The 22,938-nt window shown below is 55.4% G+C and carries 21 protein-coding genes and 1 pseudogene; 16 read left to right on the forward strand and 6 right to left on the reverse strand.

What is annotated here, in order from left to right; all coding sequences use genetic code 11:
- Positions 1-369: 369 nt before the first annotated feature.
- From IE087_RS15805 to IE087_RS15815, 3 genes are all read left to right on the forward strand, one after another.
- On the forward strand, positions 370-882 hold the full coding sequence (locus IE087_RS15805) for an RrF2 family transcriptional regulator (protein ID WP_189370326.1): 513 nt from the start codon (positions 370-372) through the stop codon (positions 880-882).
- A gap of 47 nt (positions 883-929) precedes the next feature.
- Positions 930-1,715 carry an HD domain-containing protein gene (locus IE087_RS15810; protein WP_189370327.1) on the forward strand — a complete coding sequence of 262 codons (786 nt, stop codon included), beginning with the start codon at positions 930-932 and terminating at the stop codon, positions 1,713-1,715.
- Between the two features lie 125 nt (positions 1,716-1,840).
- On the forward strand, positions 1,841-2,296 hold the full coding sequence (locus IE087_RS15815; protein WP_189370328.1) for a carboxymuconolactone decarboxylase family protein: 456 nt from the start codon (positions 1,841-1,843) through the stop codon (positions 2,294-2,296).
- A 97-nt stretch (positions 2,297-2,393) separates the two neighbouring features.
- On the opposite strand, the gene IE087_RS15820 is transcribed toward IE087_RS15815, so the two are convergent.
- Entirely contained in the window at positions 2,394-2,585 is a 192-nt protein-coding gene (locus tag IE087_RS15820; RefSeq protein WP_189370329.1) for a hypothetical protein, read from the reverse strand.
- A 123-nt stretch (positions 2,586-2,708) separates the two neighbouring features.
- On the opposite strand from IE087_RS15820, the pseudogene IE087_RS23565 reads away from it, so the two are divergent.
- The 4 genes and pseudogenes from IE087_RS23565 to IE087_RS15840 all read left to right on the forward strand — a co-directional run.
- Positions 2,709-3,391 (forward strand): annotated as a pseudogene (locus tag IE087_RS23565) (integrase core domain-containing protein); the annotation flags it as partial.
- A 173-nt stretch (positions 3,392-3,564) separates the two neighbouring features.
- A complete protein-coding gene (locus tag IE087_RS15830) occupies positions 3,565-4,599 on the forward strand; it encodes an amino acid ABC transporter substrate-binding protein (RefSeq protein WP_189370330.1) in 1,035 nt (344 codons plus the stop codon).
- A gap of 65 nt (positions 4,600-4,664) precedes the next feature.
- Positions 4,665-5,801, forward strand: coding sequence for an ABC transporter permease subunit (locus IE087_RS15835; RefSeq protein ID WP_189370331.1), 1,137 nt, complete (start codon positions 4,665-4,667; stop codon positions 5,799-5,801).
- Position 5,802: 1 nt separating this feature from the next.
- Positions 5,803-6,891, forward strand: coding sequence for an amino acid ABC transporter permease (locus IE087_RS15840; RefSeq protein ID WP_189370332.1), 1,089 nt, complete (start codon positions 5,803-5,805; stop codon positions 6,889-6,891).
- 31 nt (positions 6,892-6,922) lie between these two features.
- On the opposite strand, the gene IE087_RS23570 is transcribed toward IE087_RS15840, so the two are convergent.
- The 4 genes from IE087_RS23570 to metC all read right to left on the reverse strand — a co-directional run bounded on the left by IE087_RS23570 (position 6,923) and on the right by metC (position 9,477).
- Complete coding sequence (locus IE087_RS23570) at positions 6,923-7,078, reverse strand: hypothetical protein (RefSeq protein WP_229801412.1); 156 nt, start codon at positions 7,076-7,078, stop codon at positions 6,923-6,925.
- Between the two features lie 320 nt (positions 7,079-7,398).
- Complete coding sequence (locus IE087_RS23575; RefSeq protein WP_229801413.1) at positions 7,399-7,629, reverse strand: hypothetical protein; 231 nt, start codon at positions 7,627-7,629, stop codon at positions 7,399-7,401.
- A gap of 18 nt (positions 7,630-7,647) precedes the next feature.
- Positions 7,648-8,286: a VOC family protein gene (locus IE087_RS15850; protein WP_189370333.1), complete on the reverse strand. Its 639-nt coding sequence runs from the start codon at positions 8,284-8,286 to the stop codon at positions 7,648-7,650.
- Positions 8,287-8,301: 15 nt separating this feature from the next.
- On the reverse strand, positions 8,302-9,477 hold the full coding sequence (gene metC / locus IE087_RS15855; protein WP_189370334.1) for a cystathionine beta-lyase: 1,176 nt from the start codon (positions 9,475-9,477) through the stop codon (positions 8,302-8,304).
- Positions 9,478-9,607: 130 nt separating this feature from the next.
- Between metC and IE087_RS15860 the strand changes: the two genes are divergently transcribed.
- Together IE087_RS15860 and IE087_RS15865 are read left to right on the forward strand one after the other, a co-directional pair.
- On the forward strand, positions 9,608-11,887 hold the full coding sequence (locus IE087_RS15860) for a molybdopterin-dependent oxidoreductase (protein ID WP_189370335.1): 2,280 nt from the start codon (positions 9,608-9,610) through the stop codon (positions 11,885-11,887).
- Positions 11,888-11,904: 17 nt separating this feature from the next.
- Positions 11,905-12,684, forward strand: a complete 780-nt coding sequence (locus IE087_RS15865) for an IclR family transcriptional regulator (protein WP_268244650.1) — start codon at positions 11,905-11,907, stop codon at positions 12,682-12,684.
- Between the two features lie 3 nt (positions 12,685-12,687).
- Here IE087_RS15865 and IE087_RS15870 read toward each other — a convergent pair whose 3' ends face one another.
- On the reverse strand, positions 12,688-13,089 hold the full coding sequence (locus IE087_RS15870; protein ID WP_189370336.1) for a rhodanese-like domain-containing protein: 402 nt from the start codon (positions 13,087-13,089) through the stop codon (positions 12,688-12,690).
- Between the two features lie 116 nt (positions 13,090-13,205).
- On the opposite strand from IE087_RS15870, the gene IE087_RS15875 reads away from it, so the two are divergent.
- The 7 genes from IE087_RS15875 to IE087_RS15905 are packed head-to-tail and all read left to right on the forward strand — an operon-like array spanning position 13,206 to position 21,972.
- Entirely contained in the window at positions 13,206-14,480 is a 1,275-nt protein-coding gene (locus tag IE087_RS15875; protein WP_189370337.1) for an NAD(P)/FAD-dependent oxidoreductase, read from the forward strand.
- Positions 14,481-14,483: 3 nt separating this feature from the next.
- On the forward strand, positions 14,484-16,571 hold the full coding sequence (locus IE087_RS15880) for a hydantoinase/oxoprolinase family protein (RefSeq protein ID WP_189370338.1): 2,088 nt from the start codon (positions 14,484-14,486) through the stop codon (positions 16,569-16,571).
- Positions 16,568-18,214, forward strand: a complete 1,647-nt coding sequence (locus tag IE087_RS15885) for a hydantoinase B/oxoprolinase family protein (protein WP_189370339.1) — start codon at positions 16,568-16,570, stop codon at positions 18,212-18,214. Before IE087_RS15880 ends, IE087_RS15885 begins: the two co-directional genes overlap by 4 nt.
- 11 nt (positions 18,215-18,225) lie before the next feature.
- The gene (locus IE087_RS15890) at positions 18,226-18,972 is read left to right on the forward strand and encodes an SDR family NAD(P)-dependent oxidoreductase (RefSeq protein WP_189370340.1); all 747 of its coding nucleotides are present in this window, start codon (positions 18,226-18,228) and stop codon (positions 18,970-18,972) included.
- Complete coding sequence (locus IE087_RS15895) at positions 18,969-20,870, forward strand: propionyl-CoA synthetase (protein WP_189370341.1); 1,902 nt, start codon at positions 18,969-18,971, stop codon at positions 20,868-20,870. The genes IE087_RS15890 and IE087_RS15895 overlap by 4 nt, the downstream gene beginning before the upstream one ends.
- A 3-nt stretch (positions 20,871-20,873) precedes the next feature.
- Complete coding sequence (locus IE087_RS15900) at positions 20,874-21,218, forward strand: RidA family protein (RefSeq protein WP_189370342.1); 345 nt, start codon at positions 20,874-20,876, stop codon at positions 21,216-21,218.
- 16 nt (positions 21,219-21,234) lie between these two features.
- Positions 21,235-21,972: an amino acid ABC transporter ATP-binding protein gene (locus tag IE087_RS15905; protein ID WP_189370343.1), complete on the forward strand. Its 738-nt coding sequence runs from the start codon at positions 21,235-21,237 to the stop codon at positions 21,970-21,972.
- Positions 21,973-22,938: the final 966 nt, after the last annotated feature.

Below are 22,938 nucleotides of genomic sequence, written 5' to 3' on the forward strand. Positions count from 1 at the left end.
GAAACTCCGACAAGGCCACGATCCTTTAAGTGATGCTGCTCGAGGAGGTGTACGAAAGCTGTGCCTCCTTTTCCAAGTCGCTCGGCAGAGGAAGCGTGTCCGACTTACGGTGTGCTCTCGGGTCCAAAGTGACGAACCGATATTCGTCGGGTGCCTGCGACAATACACCCTTCCCGATGTCCTTATCAAAAACATTGCGCGAATTGGCACCACGGGATGGCTTTTTGTGTCACCCGCGTCTCGATGAGCCAGATTCCCCGGCCTGTCCTTAGACTGCTTTCCATCTTTGCCTCAAACATTGTGCCATCGCTTTCATTGACGAAGGCCAAGTTCATGGATAAAAATTATCCACGAATCACGGAGATCAAGATGAAATTAAGCGATGGTGTGGAACAGGCGATCCATTCAGTTGCGATGCTGGCGTCACTGGAGGCTGAACAGGTTCTCTCGGCGGCGGCACTTGCCGAGTTCCATGGTGTCTCACCAAGTTATCTGCTGAAGCACCTGCAAGCACTGTCCCGGTCCGGCATTCTGGGAACCGTTCCCGGTCCGAAGGGTGGTTATCATCTTGCACAGACACCGGAAGACATTTCGCTGTTGGATGTCGTCCTTGCCGTTGAAGGCGCTGAACCTGCATTCCGGTGCAAGGAAATCCGGCGCAATGGTCCGAACCCGGTGCCTGAAGGTTTCTTCAAGGCACCATGTCAGATCAACGCGGCAATGCTGCGCGCCGAGCGGTCCTATCGAGCTGAGCTCAAGAAGGTGACAATCGCGGCTCTGCTGGCTGAGGTCCGAGAGGATGACGACGGAACACTTGCCGCCCGCAGCTGCGAATTTCTGGACGCCAATGTCCGCATCACAAACCAAGGCGGCCAACGCTAGCCGCGCCCGGTAACGGTGCGATTGCTCAAAAAAGGAAACGAGACCGCATGTCGAAAGTCGGAACACTGGCTTGGGCAACGAAAACCAACGGTATTTTGTCACGTGGCGAGTATCTGGGCCTGCACAAACAACTTGTCACTCTGCAGCTCAAAGAACTGCGCGCATGGTTTTCGTCCAAGGGTTTTGGCCGATCCAGGCCGCTCGACTTTGATGTGGATTCCATTGTCATTCCGGATTCAAGCATCGCTAGCCAGGCTGATGAACTAGTTAGGGATTTGTCCAGCGCGCCTTTGCACAGCCACTGCGTCAGAACCTATGTATGGGGCTATCTACTGGGAAAAGAGGCGGCCCTAAACTTCGACCCGGAGTTGTTTTATGTCGCGAGCATCCTTCATGATCTTGGTCTGGTCGAGCCGCATATCCGGAAATCAAGCTGTGCCTGTTTTGCTGTAACCGGGGCGCAAAAAGCTGAAGAATTTCTTCTGGCAGCTGATTGGGACAGAGCGAAGATCAGCAAGGTGTTTGAATCGATAAGCCTGCATCTGAACCTTGATGTTCGTGCAGAGATACACTTCGCAGAAGCCCAAATGCTTGCAAATGGGGCTCACCTCGACGTCGTTGGATCGCACTATCGCCGCCTGTCCTGTCAAACCATCGATGCCGTCATTCGGCGTTTTCCACGGGATGGATTTGTCGACGACATCAAGGGCCAGATCGACACTCCTCACCACCCAATGACACGGGCAATGATGTTGAATGGCATAGGTTTTTCTAGGCTCGCCAGTAGCAACCCCCTCAACAAACACCAGGTCGAATGCCATGGGCATCTGTAGAGAAAGTCGGGTGCTTCAAATGCCATGCTCCGCGTCTTCGCATTTTGGCCGATCTCAAATGGCACGAAGACGCTCACGAAGCCAAAACGAAATTCCGTACACGTCAGAAAGAAAAGGAACGCACAATGGAACCACGTATCGACTATATGAAAGTCTCACCCGAATCCTTCCAGGCAGTCTGGGGTCTTGAACAGTTTGTGTCGCAGAAGGCCGGCATCGAACCACGTTTGCTGCACCTTGTTAAAATCCGAGCTTCCCAGATCAATGGCTGTGCCTTCTGCATCGATATGCATGTTAAAGAAGCGCGTAAGGATGGCATGGGGGACCAGTGGCTTTCACTCATCTCGGCATGGAAAGAGTCGCCTGTCTACAATGAAAAAGAACGCGCAGTTCTGGCTTGGACCGAATCTCTGACCAATGTCGCGCAAACTGGCGCACCTGACGGGGTTTTCTCAGCGCTGGAACCGCATTTCACGGAAGAGGAAATTACAAAGCTCACCGTTGCCATTGGCACCATCAATATCTGGAACCGTATGGCCCTGGGCTTCCGCTCCCAGCATGAGGTTGATCCGACGAATTAACACCCCACTCACGAAACAGAAGCTCCTCCTCCGGGCGGGGCATCGCATCTACTGATGAAACAGCTTCGTCTTCGGGCAGAACTATACATGGAGCCGCTCAAGATGTCGCATGGTCCGCGAGCGGCTCTTTCGTGAGGAGGGTCACATCCGTGCGCGTCCAGTCTGCCAGGATAGCGTCAGTAAGTGCCGGTCGGGCAATTCGATCCCACCACATCACGATTTCGCCGGTGCGTGCGACAGTCGCCTTCCACGCTCTGGCAATCTCGCTGGCTGGCCCGTCATCTGACACCAGAACGAGGTCGATGTCGCCATAGGCATCTGCCCGCCCGTTGCCATTGCGCCAACCTGCATGGTGGAGAATGATCTTCAGGCAAAGAAGCGAGTGGAGGTTTGACTCGATCCAGAACCCCGTTACTGCCTGATCGTAGCTCTACTCAGAGAGGCTGGGCGGTAGATCAACGACACGCGTGTCGAACGGCTGTGGTGACGCGCAGGGCACAAACCGCCCATGAAACAGGTTGAGAAAGGGTGGCTCTGGCTGAACGGTGGTTCGTGCATTTAATTGCGTCCGAAATACCGTAAACATGTCTGGTCTTATGACTTCGTGCATCATCAAACGGATGACGGGAAGACGTTCCGGACAATGAATATCTTGGGCGAATATAGTCGCGAATGTCTGACGATCCGGGTGAAGCGAAGGTTGAACCCGACCGAGGGCATCGACGCCTGACGAACCTGTTCATCCTGTGAGGCGCTCCTACCTAGGCCGGGTCCTACCACGGCTCAGAGTTCGTTGATCAAGCTGTCAGGGATTGGCTTGCGGCCGTTTGTGCAAAGACAGCCCACATTGAACCAGGATCTCCTTGGAAGAATGGAAGTTGTGAAGGCTTCAATGCACGGTTCAGAGATGAGCAATTGAACGGCGGGGCCTTCTGCTCGCTGCCCAAAGCTCAAATCTTCGCCGAAAGCTGGAGGAAACACGACAATACGAAAACGCCAACACAATTACGCCCGTCAGCTTCTGAAACCATCGTCCAGATGGCTCTCAAGCCAATCATGCACCGACATCTAAACTGGAACACGCAGTGTGATTGATCATTGGCCGCGGCGAAAGAGCCGCAACAAAATGACCAATCACTGAAACTATGCGTGCGGGGTAATTCACTGGCACTACCCCGTTGGGAATATGGCTTGACTCATTTAAAAAATCCCACAATGCTGTATATTAGCACAAATGTGCCGTTATACAGAACAACAGGGTAGAAAAGATGATCAAGAAAATGACTCTTTCGGGTGTAGCGGCAGCTGCACTCTCATTGCTCCCAGCCATAGCGATGGCCGAGAGTCCAACCGTTCAACAAATCAAAGAGCGAGGCACCTTGCTTTGCTCAGGCCACAACGGAAGCTACTTTGGCTTTGTTGAAGTGAATGACAAAAATGAATGGAAAGGCCTCGACATCGACCTTTGCCGCGCGCTGACAACTGCGATTCTGGGCGACCCTGACGCGAACCAGATTGTGCCGCTTTCATGGGCACAGCGTTTCCCCGCGCTTCAGTCTGGCGATGTCGATCTGATCATCAAGGCGACCGGTTGGACAATGGGCCGCGACACAGAGCTTGGCCTGCAATTTAGTCTGCCTTACTTCTTTGGTGGTACACAGTTCATGGCCCATGGTGAACTTGGCATTACAGAAGCCAAAGACTTGGATGGTGGCACAATCTGCGTTGAGGCTGGTACGACGATCGAACGCATTGCAGCAAACTATCTATCCACCATCGGTGTCGAGCACACTATGGTGTCCTACGAAAGCGCAGCCGAGCTGCGTGCCGCTTATGTAGCGAACCGCTGCGATGCCTTTGCGGGATGGGGCCCGAACCTCGCGGTGCTGCGTGCCACCGAAATCGACAATCCGGATGCACATGTGATTCTGAGCGACCAGCTGTCTTCGGAGCCGATCTCTGCGGCTATGCGCCAAGGCGACGAAGAGTTCGTAGACGTTGTCAATTGGATGTTGGCTGCGATGCTGATCGCCGAAGAAGAAGGTATCACATCCGCCAACGTCGAAGAGATGGCCGCAAATCCACCCAACCCGCGCGTTGCGCGACTGCTTGGGTCAGAGCCTGGTATGGGCGAACGTCTGGGCCTTCGTGACACCTGGGCCCGCGAGATGATTGCAGCCGTCGGCAACTTTGCTGAGGTCTATGACCGCAACTTGGGCGCAGAGAGCCCCTACAATCTGGATCGTGGCCTGAACAACCTTTGGAGCCATGGCGGCGTGCTGTACGCGCCCATTCTGGACTAGTCCACAACAGCAAATTGGGTCGGCCCATAGGTCGACCCAAAATTCTATCCTTGCGGGGAAACGAGATGTCCAAAGCTGATGAGCTGCGCCTGAAGGCGAAGCGACGCAAAATACTCATTCAGACCGGGCTGATCGGTTTATCAATTGTAGTAATTTTCGGTGCAGTTGTTACCGCCCGCACAAACCTTCAATCGCTCGGACTAACGAGCGGTTTTGGCTTTCTTGCACGTAGCACTGGTTGGGATTACAGCTTTTCGCTTGTACCCAAAACGATCATGGACCCTTACTCGCAGACGTTGTTTGTTGGGTTCTTGAATACCCTCTTCGTCGGCTTCATTGCGATTTTTCTTACCACTCTCTTTGGCTTCATAATCGGTACAGCACGGGACGCGTCGAACATTGCCATCAAGACAGCCGCTACGGTTTATGTCCAGATTTTCCGGAACATACCGCTGATCTTGCAGCTTGTTTTCCTGTATTCTGTGCTGATCAACATGCCCGGCCCACGCCAAGCGATGTCGATAGCAGACACGGTTTTCCTATCGAACCGAGGGCTGATGTTGCCGGGCTTGAGCGTAACTCCGGGCGTTGCGGTAGCGCTGTTGCTGGTCTCGCTTGCTTTTGGTGTCTTCCTGATCTGGCGAAAGTCCGATCTACTACGAGGCCTGCTGACGTGGGGCATTGGGTCCATCCTGATGTGTGTCATTGCAGCCATTGCGGTACGTCCCGAAGGCGCAAGCCTGGTTTCAGTACCGGAGCTCAAAGGCTTGCGGTTTCGGGGTGGCATAACGATCCCAATTGAGTTGTTAGGTATGATCGTTGCGATCACCCTTTATGGCAGTGCTTACATTGCCGAGGTTGTGCGTGGTGGCCTAGCGCAAGTGCCGAAAGGACTGACCGAGGCAGGTCAGGCACTTGGGTTGACCAAGGGGGCCATTTGGTCCCGGATCAAGATGCCCATGGCGCTGCGTTCCATCATTCCACCTTTGGGCAATCAGTGGATATTCATGATGAAGGCGACAACCATTGGTGTGGCGATCGGCTTCAGCGACCTTTTCTACATTGTGTCCATCTCAATCACGCAATCGGGCCAGACGCTTGAACTGATTGCCATTCTGGCCGGCGCATTCCTTCTGGTGAACGGAGGCCTTGCTATCTTTACCAACTGGCTCAACGCACGCATGAAATTGAAGGCGCATTGATATGACAGATAAATCTGTAAATACGCCCATTTCCCTGGCTTCTGTTCGTCAAATTCTCAAGAAACGCGCTTTCTCTACACCAACAGACTCGGTGCTGACGTTTGTCGTGTTCGGTGCGCTCGCCTGGTTGGCCTGGAGCTTGTTCGATTGGGCGATCCTGCGGGCAGTATGGTCGGCAGAAAACGTCGCACAATGTGGTAAAGAAACGAGCGCGGGTGCCTGTTGGGCAGTCATTGACGCCCGTCACAGGCTGATCCTTTTTGGGCTTTACCCGTTTGATCAGCATTGGCGCTCGACACTTGCAGCGGTGGCAATCGTTGCGACGGTCGTGCTGTCGTGCATCCCTCTGATGTGGACAGCAAAGCGGATCATCACGCTTTGGATTCTTGGCTTCACGACTTATTATCTGCTGATGGAAGGCAGTCTGCTGGGGCTGCAACAGGTGACCACGGATGGCTGGGGCGGATTGTCTCTCACCTTGTTCCTTTTCTCGTCGGTCGTTCTGCTTGGAATGCCCATTGGTTTGGGCCTCGCGCTAATGCGCCGATCAGAAATGCCGTTTGTTCGAGGCTTTGCAGTCATCCTCATCGATTTCGTACGGTCCTTGCCGTTGCTGGTGACACTGTTTACCGCCGCTGTTGTCATACCAATCATTCTGCCCAGTTGGCTGGAAGGGGATAAGATCTGGCGTGTCATTGTCGCCTTCGCCCTGTTCTTTGCCTGCTATCAGGCGGAAGTTTTCCGGGGCGGCTTCCAGGCTATTCCGAAGGGTCAGTTTGAGGCGGGTGCTGCGCTTGGCCTCACCTATTGGCAGACGCTGGGGCGGATCGTTCTACCTCAGGTGTTCCGTCATGCCCTGCCGTCAACGATCAATATGGTGGTGATCACCTTCAAGGAGACCGCGCTGGTGATCATCATCGGGTTCTTCGACATCATGGCGTCGGCGAAAGCCGCCTTCGGTACTGGTGAGTGGGCACCCCACTACCTTGAAGTGTACGTCTTTGTCGCATTTATCTACTGGGCCTTCATTTTCTCACTTGGCCAATATGGTGAGTATCTCAAAGGTCGTATGGCAATCTCAGAGCGCTAAGACGTTTTGTAAATCACCTCTCCCTGAAACTTCAAAGGGCTGTCCCATGGCAGCCCTTTTCGTAGCGCATTTTTGACTCCAAAGGTTTGTTGACGGGTATTTTCAACGTCATGTTGCCGCCTCTGTCTTTTGGAACTTCGACTGCACTCATGTTGACCTGTAAAGCTGGGTTGATCAGCTTTTGCATGGCAAGCTGTGCTTCCCGTTTGGTGTGCATCCTGACAAAGGCACCCGGCTGGCACAGTTTCCGACGTGGACATTCACGTCTCCTCGTGCACCGATCGTAATTTGCCATTCAATGCGGCATCCCCCCGGCTTACGACCGTGGCTGACAAACAGACGCATGTTCTGGTGTAGTTCCAGCACACGCTGGATGGAAGCGTGCAATTGCCCGGCATTCCACCGGGTAGTTCGCTGGCGCAGATCCGCCATCTGGAATGAACAGTGTGTCACCCAAGACGGCCCCGTCTTTCAAGACATGAACCACACTTGTGTGAACATGAATCTCTATGATTTGTTCCAGAGGCGGCTTGCGCTTCTTGGTGACCCGAATGATCTCATCCGGGCACTGAAAGCTTGGATAACCTGCCGCAGGGTCAAATTCATCATAGCATCAAAAACGGCACATGCGAGGCCAACGAGATCCAACACCACATAGCTGATGCTATTGGATTGCGCGCTGAAGAATAACGCAACCTCGGCTTTGGCTTGCATCTGGATGGGGCGAAGGATGGTCATTCGCCCAGGCCCTTTTGTCTAGTCGAGAGTGACAAGCCCGTTGGGGCAATCCAGTTCAAACGACAATGCGGCGCGGCCTTTGTAGACTGTGGCCAGATGATCCACGCCGATTTTGGCAAGCGTCTCAGACAGGGCTGCGGGGTCCGGATGGTGCAGGTTTACATTGGTCAGTTTGACGCCAAGATCTTGTTGGCCGGTCGACGGGTGCGGGCCGGGGGACCATTCAATGAACGCAGGCAATAGCCCGCCCATGGGCAGGCCGCCATCCTTGGGTACGGTCAGCCGCCACGACCGATCGCCTCGGGTGAACAAAACGACCTCGCCCAGATCAACGGGGCTCGCCGCGATCACTGCGTCCAGATCATCGGTGCCGACAACCCAGCACAGAGCACGTGGGCGGTTCGCGAGGCGGGTTTGCGTTGCAGGGTCATCCAGTGTGAACCAACGGGTCCGGCCGGGGTCTGGAGCATCTGGATCAATGGCGATCAGTTCAAAGAAGCTTTCGTTGCCTGACTGCATAACGCAATTGTGGGTGCTCATGGCGTCATGTTTGCCGCCGCGTGGCACCTCGACACCGAGGGCATCCTTCATTGCCGTGACGCCCTGTTCCAGTGTTTCGGCCCCGATGGCAAAGTGGTCAATTTTGTTGTTGGGCATAGGATGCGTATCCGTTCAAGAGTTCAAAAGGGGGAGTGCTGCGGCAAGATCTGCCTTCAGCGTGTCGGGGTCGTCCAACCCGATATTGAAGCGGACCAATTGTCCGTCTTCGTCCCAGCGTGTACTGGTGCGTGTGGGGGTGACGGGCAGCACCAGACTTTCATATCCACCCCAACTGACGCCGATACCAAAGTGGTGTAATGCGTCAACAAAGGCGCGGATTTGATCGTCAGAACAGGGTTGAAATACCACGCCAAACAAACCAGCGGCACCCGTGAAATCCCGTTTCCAATGCGCGTGGCCCGGGCAGCTGTCAAAAGCGGGGTGTAGAAGGCGTTTAACCTGCGGTTGCGCGTCAAGCCACGCGGCTATGCCACGCCCGGCCTTGTCGATGGCTTCCATCCGCACCTTGAGGGTGCGCAAACCGCGCAGTAACAAGAATATCTCTTGCCCGCCGGTTTTGTCGCCTACCGCCATGACAGTGCCGCGAATTTGGTCATGATATGCTTGCGTACTGGCGATCATGCCCAGCATGCAGTCAGAGTGACCGCTCAGATATTTGGAACAGGATGCAACAACCACATCCACATCCAACGTCAGCGGCTGGCAAAAAATCGGTGTGGCCCATGTGCTGTCGATGACCGATGGGACCCCAGCGGTGCGTGCCACTTGCGCAATGGCCGGGATGTCGGGCACTTCTAATGTACCAGATCCCGGGGCTTCAACCATGATGGCGCAGGTTTCATGCGTGATCAAATCAGACAGGCCCGAACCGATCATCGGATCAAAGTATTCGATGGTAACATTCTGCCGCGACAGTACCTTGTCACAAAATGCTCGGGTGTTGGCATAGACATTGTCCGCTACAAGCAAATGGGTTCCCGGAAGGGCAAAGGTCAGCAATGTCAGCGAAATAGCCGCGACACCGGAAGACGTCAGTGTGACGCCGTCGGCATGGTCCAAATCGGCCAAAGCGCATTCGAGCTGAAAGCTCGCTTCGTTGCCATAGCGCCCATAATACATGGTGCCGGTTTGATAGCGGGCGTCGCGTGCCGCTTCAAACTTGGCGAGTGAGTCGAAGACAATCGTCGATCCGAGCTCAATCGGCAGGTTGACATGGCGACCATCAATTTTGGCAGGGCGACCAGCATGTACAAGTTGATCCTGAACGGATTTGTGTTGAGATGACATTTGTGCCTTCCATATGCTAAGTTTTAGCCTGACAGTCTTGTGTAAGTGTGTCAATATTTGGCATATATGTTCTTTATAGCGGAACAATCAATCCCATGGCGAGGCTCTCTTGGCGACAAAGACAACGAAATTGACTGCCAATCATTGGGGGGTTGGAACTGCCGAGGTGCAGGACGGCCGTATCGTCTCGATTGATGGACATCACGACGACCCAGACCCGTCACCTATCAATGGCAATGTTGCTGATAGCCTGAACGGACGTGCGCGGATCTTGCGTCCAGCGATCCGCAAAAGCTGGTTGGACGGAAACCCGACAGCCGTGGCGCGCGGTCGGGATGCGTTTGTTGAGGTGTCTTGGGATCGTGCGCTCGATCTGGTTGCGGATGAACTGAATCGCGTCAGGTCAACCCATGGCAATGAGGGCATTTTTGCGGGGTCATATGGCTGGTCAAGCGCAGGTCGTTTTCATCACGCGCAAAGCCAGCTCAAGCGCTTCCTGAACACCATCGGTGGGTTCTCTTATTCGGAGGGAAACTACAGCTACAACGCGGCACTTGTGATGATGCCATACATCGTCGGCCCGTTTCGGCAACACATTGCACAAGCGACCCGGTGGACGGTGATTGCCGAACACAGCGAGCTTGTGGTGATGTTTGGTGGCATGGCTATGCGCAACACTCAGGTCAGTGACGGCGGAGTCGGGACGCATCGTATGCGGGACAATTTGCGCAAATGTGCCGATGCTGGGGTCAAATTTGTCAACATCAGTCCACTTCGCACGGATACGGATGCATTTCTGGAGGCGGAATGGAAACCCGTGCATCCGGGCAGCGACACGGCACTGATGCTGGGTTTGAGTTATGTCCTTTGGTCCGAGGGGTTAATGGATGAAGCGTTCTTGGCGAGGTACAGCGTCGGGTTTGATCAGTTCGAGAAATACCTTTCCGGCGATGCAGATGGCACGCCGAAAACGCCCGAATGGGCTGCCACCCATACCGGGTGGGCCGCCGATGATGTCACAGATCTGGCACGCAAGATGGCGGCGAACCGATGCATGATTTCGGTCGCGGCAGGTGTCCAGCGTACAGATTATGGTGAACAGGCTTTGTGGATGGCGGTGACGTTGGCCGCGATGTTGGGTCAGATTGGTTTGCCAGGGGGCGGCTACACGATTGGGTACGGCGTGAATGCCAACGTGGGCAATATGGAACGCTTGTTCCGATGGGGGACGCTGCCACAAGGAAAGAACCCGGTTGCCAACGTCATCCCGGTTGCCATGATTGGCGAAATGCTGCGAAATCCGCGCGGCAACTACACCTACAAGGGAGAGACGCGGCAATTTCCCGATGCCCGTCTTGTCTGGTGGGCCGGGGGGAATCCCTTTCATCACCACCAAGACTTGCTGCGCTTGCACCACGCCTTTCAGTCTCCGGAGACGGTGATTGTCAACGACTTGAATTGGACATCGATGGCCCGGCACGCCGACATAGTATTGCCTGTTGCCGCCGCTCAGGAACGCGATGACTTTGGAGCAGGCAAATCAGACAACGCCCTTGTGCCGATGCAAAAGCTTGCCGACCCGCCGGGTGAAGCGCGTGTTGAATTTGAGATTTTTCACGACTTGGCAGCACGACTGGGCACGGAAGAATTGTTTGCCGAGGGTAGATCGGCAGATGAATGGTTGCGCCATATTTGGGAGGAAACCCGCGAGGTTGGACAGCGCAATGGCGTGGCCCTGCCGGACTGGGAGACGTTCCATGCTGGCGATGTGATCAAACTGCCGGACCCATCCCCCCATCAGGTCTTTCTGTCTGATTTCCGCGCTGATCCAGTTGCGCATCCGTTGCCGACGCCCAGTGGCTTAATCGAGATCTATTCAGAAACGCTGGCGGGTTTTGGCCTGCCGGATTGCAAAGGCCACGCAAGCTACTTTGCGCCGCGCGACCTTTCGGCGGACGAAGGCGAGCTGTTCTTGTTGTCCGGCCAACCAAAGACACGGCTGCATAGTCAGTTGGATAATGGGGCCTACAGTCTAAGCCGCAAAATCAAGGGGCGCGAACCGGTTTTGATCCACCCGTATGATGCCGAGGTGAGGGGCATATCGGACGGGGATGTTGTGGAGTTGTTCAACGCACGCGGGCGCTGTCTGGCTGGTGCGCGCGTCACGGATGAGGTGCTTGAAGGGTGTGTGTTTCTCTGGACCGGTGCCTGGTGGGATCCTGATTTTGATGCGCCTCAAGCCCGTGACCGGCACGGCAATCCCAACGCACTGACCCATGACGAACGCACCTCCAATTTGTCGCAGTCTCCGGCATCTCATTCTGCGCGCGTATCGCTGCGTCGTTTCGAAGGCACTGTCCCTGAGATCACTGTTCACGCGCCGCCTGTGCTGTATAGTGAAACAGATTAATCGCAGCAGCGAATGAGTTGGAGGATGATCCCATCGCCGAAGTAAAAGAGCCGAAAGTAGACTCAACCCTGTCAAAAGGCCTTTCTATTTTGGAAACGCTTGCAGGGTCATCTTCGAGTATGGGTGTAACGGAACTTGCCAAGTCCTTGGAACTGACAAAATCCAACACGTTCCGGCTTTTGCAATCGCTCTCGGTGCTGGGATATGTGCGCCAGAACCCTGATAAGACCTATGCCGCAACTTTAAAGACATGGCAGGTCGGACGAATTCTACTGGATAACCTCAATCTTAGGGAATTGGCGGCTCCCGAGATGAAGTATTTGTCTTCGGAGACCGGAGAGGCGATTTATCTCGCCGTTCTGGAGGATTTGTCAGTCATCTATATCGACAAGCGCGACAGCCTGAAGCCCATCAGGTCATGGAACCCGGTTGGTGGATCGGCACCGTTGCACTGTGTCGGCACGGGCAAGGCGATCTTGGCGCAGGACTACAAGGAATTGCGACCTCAGATCAGCGGGCGACTGACCCGGCATACAGAGCTGACCCTGACCAACCTCACCGATCTCGATGCAGATATGGAAGAAACTCGGCGTCGCGGCTACGCTTATGACAAGGGCGAGTTTCGCGACAAAATATTGAGTGTCGGTGCTGCTGTTTGCTTGCCAAATGGCAAACCGATTGCGGCACTTGGTATATCGCTCCCGATTGTGAACATGCCGGACAAAGGCATCGACTGGCTGGGGTCACTTGTGGCGCATGCCGCCACAAGTGTTTCGAGTAAGGTCGCAAAGACCTGAGCGCTACTTCTTTTTGATTTCCTCGATAGGGCCGCCCTTTTCCGCCCAGGTCGAAAAGCCTTCTTTGAGGTGCGCGGCTTCAAAACCCATGTCCTTAAGGGTGGCCACCGTCAGCGCAGAGCGCCAGCCTGATGCGCAGTGGAACACGTATTTCTTGCCCTCCTGGCCAAAGACTTCCTTGAAGTAGGGGCTATCGGGATCAACCCAGAACTCGATCATGCCACGCGGCGCGTGGACAGATCCCGGAATCGCGCCGCTGCGCTGCCGCTCTCGGATGTCGCGGATGTCAACGATGACGACATTCGGGTCCTGCAACATTCCAATGAGGTCTGCGGTTTCAATCTCAGCGATGCGGCTACGCGCCGCTTTCACCATTTCCGCCGCAGTGGTTTTTAGCTTCTTCATGTCAATGTGCCATTATTTAGAACAGATATTTCACATATTGACACGACTGCACCTCTGTTGCAACCTCTTGGAATACTGCCCGTTCTGACAGTCATTACTTTTAATAGGGTGCCTCCATGACCAAAGAAGCTGCTATTTCGTTGTGGGATTCCTCTTCGGCCGAGGAAGATTACTCGAATGAAGACCTCGGTGATGTGACTGTCGACGTTGCCATTGTTGGTGGCGGTTTCACCGGCCTTTCGACAGCGTTGCACTGCGCGGAAACAGGGCTCTCTGCGCACGTCATTGAAGCCAAGCAGATCGGTTTTGGTGGGTCTGGACGGAACTGTGGGCTGGTCAATGCTGCCCTTTGGTTGCCGCCACAAAAGGTCCGTGAGAAGTTAGGCACAACTTACGGCCCCCGGTTCATCAAGAAGTTTGGTAGCGGCCCAGAATATGTCTTTTCGCTGATCGAGAAGCATCAGATTCGGTGTGAAGTCACACGCACCGGAACAATCCATGCGGCGCACGGTCCAAGCGGCTTTGTTGATTTAAAGGAGCGACACAAGGAGTGGGTTCGATTGGGAGAACCGGTCGATCTGCTTACCCGCTCCGAAGTCTCGGAGATGATCGGGACCAAGCGTTTTTTTGGCGGTCTCTTGGACCACCGATGTGGCACGATCAATCCAATGGGGTACTGCCGGGGCCTTGCACGTGCAGCCTTGGGTGCCGGGGCAAAGATCAGCACAGGAATACGGGCTAAGAAGCTCGTTCGGGATGGTGATTTGTGGAGAGTAGAAACCGATAAAGGAACGTTGACCGCCAAGGCAGTGGTTTTGGGCACAAACGCCTACACCGACGAGCTTTGGCCTGATCTCAACCGCATTTTCACCATGATCCATTACTTTCAACTGGCGACAAAGCCCATGGGACCGGAAGCGGATCATATTCTGCCGGGTAAGCAGGGCCTTTGGGATACCGGACAAATCATGTTCAATATCCGCCGCGATGCGTTCGATCGTTTGCTTGTCGGATCAATGGGAAAGGTTGTGGGCAGCAAGGATCGCGGTCTGTCCCACCGTTGGGCGAAGAGGCAGATCGAGCGGATTTTCCCGGATCTGGGACCGGTTGAATTTGACGAGGCCTGGCATGGTCAGATTGCTATGACACCGGATCACCTGCCGCGTATCTACGAACTTGAAACCAACCTGTTCACGCCAATTGGATACAACGGGCGCGGCATAACAACCGGAACGATGTTTGGTGAAACGATGGCCGGGCTTTTGACGGGCATGGATCGCACTGATCTGCCTTTGCCTATGACCGATATGAGGACTGTACGCTCAGCGCCGATCTTTTCGCGCATCTATCAATCAGCGTTTACAGCCAACCAAGTACTCAAGGCGATCTAGGATATGACGTATTTCAAGACCCGTGTCGGTGTGGATATCGGCGGAACTTTCACCGATGTGGCTCTGGATCATGGGGGGAATTTGTCCACCTGCAAGGTGCTTACCAACTACAGTCAACCAGAACAGGCCATTTTGGATGGGATCGCGCTTGCTGCCTCTCAGGCGGGAGTTGGTTTGGGGGAGATTGAACAAGTCATTCATGGTACAACGCTTGTGACCAACGCGTTGATCGAACGCCGTGGGGCGAAGCTGGCTTTTATCACGACCGAAGGGTTTCGGGATGTGATCGAGATGCGGTCTGAAAACCGGTTTGAGCAATATGACCTGAACCTGACGTTGCCCACGCCGCTGGTTCCGCGACAGGATCGATTTACGCTGAATGAACGTATGGGGCCGTCGGGCGAAGTTTTACTTCCGCTTGATGCCGGTGAAGTTCAGCAGATGGTGCAGCAAGTTTTGGATGGCGGGTATGAGGCCGTCGCCATCGGGTTGATGCATTCCTACGCCAATGACGTCCATGAAGTTGCAATGGCGGAAGCTTTGCAGGCCGAAGCACCGGAGCTTTCTGTCTCGATCTCCTCAGTTATCTCGCCACAGATGCGCGAGTTACCCCGGTTCAATACGGTGATCGCGAACGCCTATGTACAGCCACAAGTTGCCGACTACTTGGGTCGCCTCGTGAGCCGTCTGCGTGACAAGGGCGTGTCTGCGCCGGTCTACATGCTGCATTCGGGAGGCGGGTTGATGTCTGTACAAGATGCGTCCGAGCAACCTGTCCGCTTGCTGGAGTCCGGGCCGGCGGGGGGGGCGATATTTGCTGCAGACTTCGCTCGTGCGCATGGACTGAATAAGGTGCTGAGCTTTGATATGGGCGGCACCACTGCCAAGATTTGCTTAATCGAGGAAGGCACGCCCAAGACAGCAAACACCTTTGAAGTTGCGCGCACCTATCGGTTCAAGAAAGGGTCGGGCATGACCGTTTCGACTCCAGTGGTCGAGATGGTGGAAATTGGCGCCGGTGGTGGGTCAATTGCTTCCATTGATGCCATGGGGCGCATTCAGGTGGGTCCAAAGTCAGCCGCCTCAGAACCCGGTCCCGCCTGCTATGGGCGCGGTGGAAAAGAGCCGACAGTCACAGATTCGAACCTGTTACTGGGCCGACTTGATCCGACTTTTTTTGCGGGCGGCGCGATCCCGCTGCACCCCTCTGCCTCAAACGCTGCAGTCACCGCGCGACTGACGGAACTGACGGGGCTTAGCGTGCAAGACGCTGCCTTTGGTGTGACTGAGATGGTCGATGAAAACATGGCCAATGCCGCGCGTGTTCACACCGTCGAGAATGGTCGTGACATCGAGCACTTCACTTTGGTGGGTTTTGGCGGAGGCGCGCCATTGCATGCCTGCAGGCTGTGCGAAAAGCTGGGGATTAACGCTTTGCTGATCCCGCCAGGCGCGGGCGTGGGTTCTGCCATTGGGTTTTTGAAAGCGCCATTCAGCTATGAGGCCTCGCGCGGGATGTTCCAGCGGTTGTCGGCCTTTGATGCGGGCGCCGTAAACAGATTACTGACTGAGCTCGAGGCCGAGGCCCGCACCTTTGTCGAGGCGGGCGCTACGGGGCAGCCGATCAAGACGAAACTCACCGCCTTCATGCGCTATTCAGGTCAGGGTTGGGAAATCCCAGTCTCTCTATCGCACAAGACGTTTGAAGACAGTGATAGCGCCACGATCTTGGCGGCTTTTGAAGATGCCTACCGTGTACTGTTCGGACGCACCATTGATGGGTTGGCCTGCGAAATTACCAACTGGTCCTTGATCGTGTCGACGGTTTTGGAAGACGTTTCAAAGGCCGATGGGCACCGCAGCGGAACACCCATTGCTATTTTGCGCGAGCGTGAGTTTTACGACGCAGCCCTGCGTCGCACGGTCACCGCTCAGGAGGTTGCCCGCGAAGCATTGACTCCTGGCACCGCAGTCGACGGGCCGGCCATTGTCGTAGAGCGTGAAACGACCACAATTGTAACGTCTGCTTTCCGCGTGGTGGGGCAAGGCGACGGCAGCTTATTGCTCTTGCGTAAGGAGACGGCGGCATGAGTACCCCTAGCAGCATCGACCTTCAGATCATGTGGAACCGCCTGATCGCGGTTGTCGAAGAACAGGCCACAACACTGATCCGAACCGCCTTCTCAACCTCGGTCCGTGAGGCAGGCGATCTTTCGGCAGGTCTTTTTGATCGTCAAGGTCGGATGATCGCGCAAGCTGTGACAGGAACGCCGGGCCATGTGAATGCCATGGCCGAAAGTGTGACGCACTTCGTCGCCGAAATTGGTGTGCAGGATATTTTCGAAGGCGATGTCCTGATCACCAACGACCCATGGATGGGTACAGGGCATCTGCACGATATCACCATTGTTAGTCCGGTGTTCCGCAAAGGCACCCATATCGGCTATTTCGCCTGCACGGCCCATGTGGTCGACATCGGTGGGCGCGGTTTTGGGCCGGACGGGAATGAGGTTTTTGAAGAAGGTCTGCTGATCCCGATCATGAAATTTGCCGAACGGGGGCAGGTGTCAAAGGACTTGGTCCGCCTGATCCGGGCCAATGTGCGGACACCGGATCAAACAGTAGGAGACATCTATTCGCTTGCGGCGTGTAACGAAGCCGGTGACCGACGCCTGCAGGCGATGCTGGATGAGTTTGGCAGTGATGACATTGATGCGCTGTCGGAGTTCATCATCGAGACCAGCCGCAAAGCCACGCTAGCGGCCATCGCCAAAGTGCCGGATGGCAGCTTTGACCACGCCATGCAGGTCGATGGTTACGATGCGCCGGTGGACATGCAGGTGCGGCTGGACATCAAAGGCGACAGTCTGATTGCGGATTTTGCGGGCACATCGGGAATGAGTAAATTCGGCGTCAACTGCCCCGAAGTTTATACCCGTGCCTATGCCTGCTACGGGCTGAAATGCGCAATTGCGCCGCAGGTGCCCAACAACACCGGCTCGCTCGAACCGTTCCAGATCACCGCACCCGAAGGCTGCATACTGGCGGCCAAACGGCCCGCACCCGTTTCCGTGCGCCACGTCATGGGGCATTTGGTGCCCGACGTGGTTTTGGGAGCCCTACATAAAGCGTTGCCGAATACCGTGCCTGCCGAAGGGGCGTCGGCCTTGTGGAATATCCAGATATCGGCGCGCGCCAGTGATCCAGCCAGTAATCTACCCCGCAGGGAGATCCTGATGTTCAATTCAGGCGGTACCGGTGCGCGGCCGTCCCACGACGGGTTGTCCGCGACGGCGTTTCCCTCTGGCGTATCCACGATGAGCGTTGAGGCCACAGAGCATGTTGGGCCGATCACCGTCTGGCGCAAGGATTTGCGGGCAGGATCTGGCGGGGCTGGTGCACAGAGGGGCGGGCTTGGCCAAACAATCGAGATTGAAGCGCGTGAGGGGTATGATTTCTACTTCAATGCTATGTTTGACCGGGTCAAGAATGCGGCCCGTGGGCGCGATGGCGGCAGTCCGGGTGCTGCAGGCAAAGTTGAATTGTCAGACGGAACCGAACTGCCATCCAAGGGGCGGCAGCTGGTGAAGAATGGCCAACGCCTGCGCCTCAGCCTGCCCGGTGGTGGTGGGTTTGGTGCCGCGTCCGAACGGCCCAAAGACCAAGTGGTAGCAGATTTGAAAGCTGGGTTCATCACGCCCGAACAGGCCAAATCAAATTACGGATATGAATGAGGAAAAGACGCATGAGTGACACGCCAATTGCATTGATTTCCGGTGCGGCACAAGGCATCGGGCTGGCCTGCGCCGAGGCTCTGGCCGAAGATGGCTACAAGGTTATTCTGGCTGACATCAAGCCAGAAGTCGAAGCCGAAGGCACGCGTCTGGGTGGTGCAGGCTATGTTTGTGATTTTGGCGATGTGGATGCGATTGGTACACTTTTTGACGCCATCGAGGCCGACCATGGCCCGGTCAGTGCGCTGGTCAACAATGCAGGCATTGCGATACCCGGTGATTTCCTGTCTTACGATCTGGCTGCCTTTGACGCCGTTTTGGGTGTCAATCTACGTGGGGTTTTTGTGGCCACTCAGCGGGCTGCGAAAACAATGGTAGACGAGGGCATCGAAGGCGCCATCGTCAATATGTCTTCGATCAACGCACAAGTCGCAATCCCGGCGATCCCGGCCTATTGCGCCTCCAAAGGCGGGGTCATGCAACTGACCAAAGTGGCTGCACTTGCACTCGCCAAGAATAACATCCGCGTAAACGCTGTTGGCCCTGGTTCGATTGATACCGAGATGATGGCAGGCGTAAACGCCAACCCGCAAGCCTACAAAATGGCCATGTCGCGCACCCCACTGGGCCGGGCTGGCAGCGCGCGCGAAATCGCCGATGTCGTAGCATTTCTTTGTTCGTCCAAGTCCAGCTATGTGACGGGCGAGACGATCTATGTCGATGGCGGCCGACTTGGGCTCAACTACGTGATGTCATGAGCTACGAAGACGCATATTCCGCTTGGCAATCGAACCCTGTCAGCTTTTGGGAAGAGGCAGGCCAGCAGATCGATTGGTTTACGCCCGCCACATCCGTCTTCAATGCAGAAAAAGGCGTGTATGGTCGCTGGTTCGACGGCGCGACCTGCAACACCTGCTACAATTGCCTTGACCGACATGTCGGGGCCGGACATGGCGACCGTATCGCCCTGATCCATGACAGCCCGGTCACCGACAGCGTGAGCCGGTTCACCTTTGCCGAGGCCACGGCCCATGTGAGTGCGTTGGCCCATGTACTGAGGGGCATGGGTGTGGGGCACGGAGACCGGGTCATCATCTATATGCCGATGGTGCCAGAGGCGGTTTTTGCCATGCTGGCCTGTGCTCGTCTCGGCGCGATCCATTCGGTGGTTTTTGGGGGCTTTGCCGCCAACGAACTGGCCACTCGTATTGATGATGCTGCGCCCAAGGTCATTATCTCTGCCTCTTGCGGGATCGAACCGGGACGCGTGATTGCCTATAAACCGCTATTGGACGAGGCAATTGACATCGTTGATGAAAAGCCAAGTGGCTGTTTGATCCTTCAACGCGATGTCCACCCGTGCGACCTGATCGAAGGCCGTGATCTGGACTATGCGGAGCATGTCGATGCTGCAGTGGCAGCAGGGCAGGGCACCGAATGTGTCCCGGTTCTGGCAACGGACCCGGCCTATATTCTCTATACCTCCGGCACCACGGGGCAGCCCAAGGGTGTTGTCCGCGATACCGGCGGGCATATGGTGGCGTTGAAATGGACGATGGAGCATCACTACGGCCTGAAGCCTGGCGAGGTGTTCTGGGCCGCTTCCGATGTGGGCTGGGTCGTGGGGCATTCCTACATCTGCTATGGCCCGCTGCTTCATGGTTGCGCCACGGTCATGTATGAAGGCAAACCTGTCGGGACCCCCGACGCCGGCGCATTCTGGCGGGTCATTCAGGATCACAAGGTCACGGCATTGTTTACCGCGCCGACCGCGTTTCGGGCAATTAAGAAAGAAGACCCGCACGGCAAGCTGATCGGCGACTACGACCTCTGCCATTTCCGCACGCTGTTTCTTGCGGGCGAACGGTCAGACCCGGCGACCATTGAATGGGCGCAGCAGAAGCTGGACCGTCCGGTAATCGACCATTGGTGGCAAACGGAAACTGGATGGGCCATGTCCGGCAACCCTGTGGGTCTTGGCGCCTTTCCGATCAGGGTCGGTTCTCCGGGCAAGCCTATGCCGGGCTATGATGTTCAAGTGCTTGATGATGAGGGCAACCCGGTTCCGCCGGGCACCCTTGGTAACATCGTTTGCAAACTGCCCTTGCCGCCCTCCGGCTTTCCGACGCTCTGGAATGCGCCGGAGCGCTTTCTGTCGTCCTATATGGAAGAGTTTCCGGGCTACTACGCCACCTCGGATGCCGGGATCATTGATGAGGATGGCTATGTCTTCATCATGGCGCGCACCGATGACATCATCAATGTGGCGGGGCACCGCCTGTCCACCGGCGCCATGGAGGAGGTGCTGGCCAGCCACCCTGACATCGCCGAATGCGCCGTGGTCGGCAAGGCGGATCCGTTGAAAGGCCAGATGCCTCTTGGATTCTATGTCACCAACGACGGGGTAACGATGCCCGCGCCAGAGCTTGAAAAAGAGCTGGTTCAACTGGTCCGCAGCAAGATTGGCGCCGTTGCTGCATTTAAGACCGCGTTGCGGGTAAAGCGCCTGCCCAAAACCCGTTCGGGCAAAGTGCTACGTGGCACCATGCAAAAGATCGCGGATGGTGCGGAATACAAGACGCCGGCGGCGATTGATGACCCCGCTATTCTTGATGAAATCACTGAGGCGCTCGGCGCCCGTGAGTTAATTGGATAAAATATGATTGAACGCCTTCACACATCCGACCGGATGAGCAAAATCGTCAAACACAACGGTGTCGTCTATCTCTGCGGGCAGGTTGGGGTCGGGGACAATGTGACCGAACAGACCCAAGACTGCCTTGCCCGCGTTGACGCCTTGTTGGGGGAGGCCGGGTCTGACCGCTCTCACATCCTGCAAGCGACCATCTGGCTCGCCAATATGGCGGATTTCCAGGAAATGAACGCTGTTTGGGATGCCTGGATTCCTTCCGAACATGCCCCAGCGCGGGCCTGCGGTGAAGCGAAACTCGCCAGAGACATATTGAAAGTTGAAATCATCGTAACCGCGGCCATCAAGCCATAGCGATAGGGAGAGTATCATGCAGTCAGCGGTAGAAATGCAACTGGTCAACAAGTGGTATGGGACATATCACGCGCTGCGCGATGTGAACCTCTCCGTCGCCAAAGGTGAAGTGCTCGTTGTTTGCGGACCGTCAGGTTCCGGAAAGTCTACTATGATCCGCACCATCAATCAGTTGGAGGAGCATCAGTCCGGCGCCATCTTGATCAATGGCGAGGAAATCAGTGCGGACGCCCCTAACATCGAAGAAATGCGTAGAGAGGTTGGTATGTGCTTCCAACACTTCAACTTGTTCCCGCATCTCAGCATCATGGAGAATTGCACTCTGGCGCCGATGCTTGCACGAAAGATTTCCAAAGAAGAGGCCGAGGAAACGGCTATGGAATTTCTGACCAAGGTGCAGATCGCCAATCAGGCGGAAAAATACCCCGGACAATTGTCAGGCGGTCAGCAACAGCGTGTGGCCATCGCCAGAGCGTTGTGCATGAAGCCGGAAATCCTGCTGTTTGATGAACCGACCTCGGCGCTTGATCCGGAAATGATTGGTGAAGTGCTCGACGTGATGGTGACGCTGGCACAGGAAGGTATGACGATGATCTGCGTCACACATGAAATGGGGTTTGCCCGCAAAGTTGCGGACCGCGTAATCTTCATGGACGCTGGCGAAATCATCGAAGAAGGTGACCCCGAGAGCTTTTTCAATAGTCCGAAAAGCGAGCGGACGAAGGTTTTCTTGGATCAGGTTCTCAGTCACTAGTGTGCGAGGTTTACCATAAGTGAGAACACCACCCATCTCACTTAGATGTCTTTTGAAGCCCAAACATTGGACATGGCGATCCAAACCAATATTCGGAAGAACCATTGCCGATGTTATAGGAGCCTGCAGGTGCTGCTGTCGACGGCGGCTTGTACGGTAAAGGGCGCGTTTGTCAAAGCTGCGTCCATCGTGATGCCAGTCGGTCTGATATTGGTTCTTTTCGGGTTCGGTGGCGCTCTCGCTGGGCGAAATAAAGAGACAGTGTTCTCGGTGGATTTGGCGTCCAAACCGATGCCAAACCGAGTGGTGTTCCAGATCGCAGGACATAGTGATTTACGAAGTCTGTACTAGACCAACCAGACTTTGTGCCCACTTCATCGATGGATGGGTGAAAAAACCATGATTTTTCAGGAGGCTATGGTTTTGTGGTGCATCGACAGTTGTAGACCTCAGCAAGGTGACATCCCAACGATGTGGATCGTCCCATGCAAAAAAACCTGTCTTTCTCGGTCCACATGTAATGCGCCAACTTGACCGTCATTTCGGATGCGCAAAATGTGGTAGTTGGTTGCGCTTGTTTGGTGGAGATATCGATGAGCGTCCTCCTGTGAGCACAGGCTTCAAACGCTTGTTTACCAACTCTAATCGACGAGCATCGTGGGGCCACCCTTGTTTCGACGTTGCCGCCTAGGCTCGTTCTGAGCAGTGAAATTTCTGTCAACCAACCGAACGCCCGGCATCCTGCACCAAAACAATTCTCCGGTCGCTCTTTATGCCACATCGCCATACTCCTTTGGGAGCCCATGCACGGTTCAAGGGTCCCCAATTGTGCCACCCAGAGTGGCGGAATTGCCGAATTCAACAATGCGCTCTGAATGCGTCCACCAGCGCCTGAAGCGTTGCGAGAGGCACGCCAAATCGCTGGCACAGAAACACGGGGATAGATGGCCGTTGTCGCCCCCTGAA

Source organism: Tateyamaria omphalii (assembly GCF_014651375.1).
Classification (GTDB): domain Bacteria; phylum Pseudomonadota; class Alphaproteobacteria; order Rhodobacterales; family Rhodobacteraceae; genus Tateyamaria; species Tateyamaria omphalii.

Excerpts from the sequence above, each read along its gene's own strand:
- IE087_RS15830 (WP_189370330.1), top strand. The coding sequence starts at position 3,565 with ATGATCAAGAAAATGACTCTTTCGGGTGTAGCGGCAGCTGCACTCTCA.
- IE087_RS15840 (WP_189370332.1), top strand. The coding sequence starts at position 5,803 with ATGACAGATAAATCTGTAAATACGCCCATTTCCCTGGCTTCTGTTCGT.
- IE087_RS15810 (WP_189370327.1), top strand. The coding sequence starts at position 930 with ATGTCGAAAGTCGGAACACTGGCTTGGGCAACGAAAACCAACGGTATT.
- IE087_RS23575 (WP_229801413.1), bottom strand. The coding sequence starts at position 7,629 with ATGACCATCCTTCGCCCCATCCAGATGCAAGCCAAAGCCGAGGTTGCG.
- IE087_RS15805 (WP_189370326.1), top strand. The coding sequence starts at position 370 with ATGAAATTAAGCGATGGTGTGGAACAGGCGATCCATTCAGTTGCGATG.
- IE087_RS15885 (WP_189370339.1), top strand. The coding sequence starts at position 16,568 with ATGAGTACCCCTAGCAGCATCGACCTTCAGATCATGTGGAACCGCCTG.
- IE087_RS15875 (WP_189370337.1), top strand. The coding sequence starts at position 13,206 with ATGACCAAAGAAGCTGCTATTTCGTTGTGGGATTCCTCTTCGGCCGAG.
- IE087_RS15900 (WP_189370342.1), top strand. The coding sequence starts at position 20,874 with ATGATTGAACGCCTTCACACATCCGACCGGATGAGCAAAATCGTCAAA.
- IE087_RS15870 (WP_189370336.1), bottom strand. The coding sequence starts at position 13,089 with ATGAAGAAGCTAAAAACCACTGCGGCGGAAATGGTGAAAGCGGCGCGT.
- IE087_RS15850 (WP_189370333.1), bottom strand. The coding sequence starts at position 8,286 with ATGCCCAACAACAAAATTGACCACTTTGCCATCGGGGCCGAAACACTG.
- IE087_RS15890 (WP_189370340.1), top strand. The coding sequence starts at position 18,226 with ATGAGTGACACGCCAATTGCATTGATTTCCGGTGCGGCACAAGGCATC.
- IE087_RS15880 (WP_189370338.1), top strand. The coding sequence starts at position 14,484 with ATGACGTATTTCAAGACCCGTGTCGGTGTGGATATCGGCGGAACTTTC.
- IE087_RS15895 (WP_189370341.1), top strand. The coding sequence starts at position 18,969 with ATGAGCTACGAAGACGCATATTCCGCTTGGCAATCGAACCCTGTCAGC.
- IE087_RS15835 (WP_189370331.1), top strand. The coding sequence starts at position 4,665 with ATGTCCAAAGCTGATGAGCTGCGCCTGAAGGCGAAGCGACGCAAAATA.
- metC (WP_189370334.1), bottom strand. The coding sequence starts at position 9,477 with ATGTCATCTCAACACAAATCCGTTCAGGATCAACTTGTACATGCTGGT.
- IE087_RS15815 (WP_189370328.1), top strand. The coding sequence starts at position 1,841 with ATGGAACCACGTATCGACTATATGAAAGTCTCACCCGAATCCTTCCAG.
- IE087_RS23570 (WP_229801412.1), bottom strand. The coding sequence starts at position 7,078 with ATGCAAAAGCTGATCAACCCAGCTTTACAGGTCAACATGAGTGCAGTC.
- IE087_RS15905 (WP_189370343.1), top strand. The coding sequence starts at position 21,235 with ATGCAGTCAGCGGTAGAAATGCAACTGGTCAACAAGTGGTATGGGACA.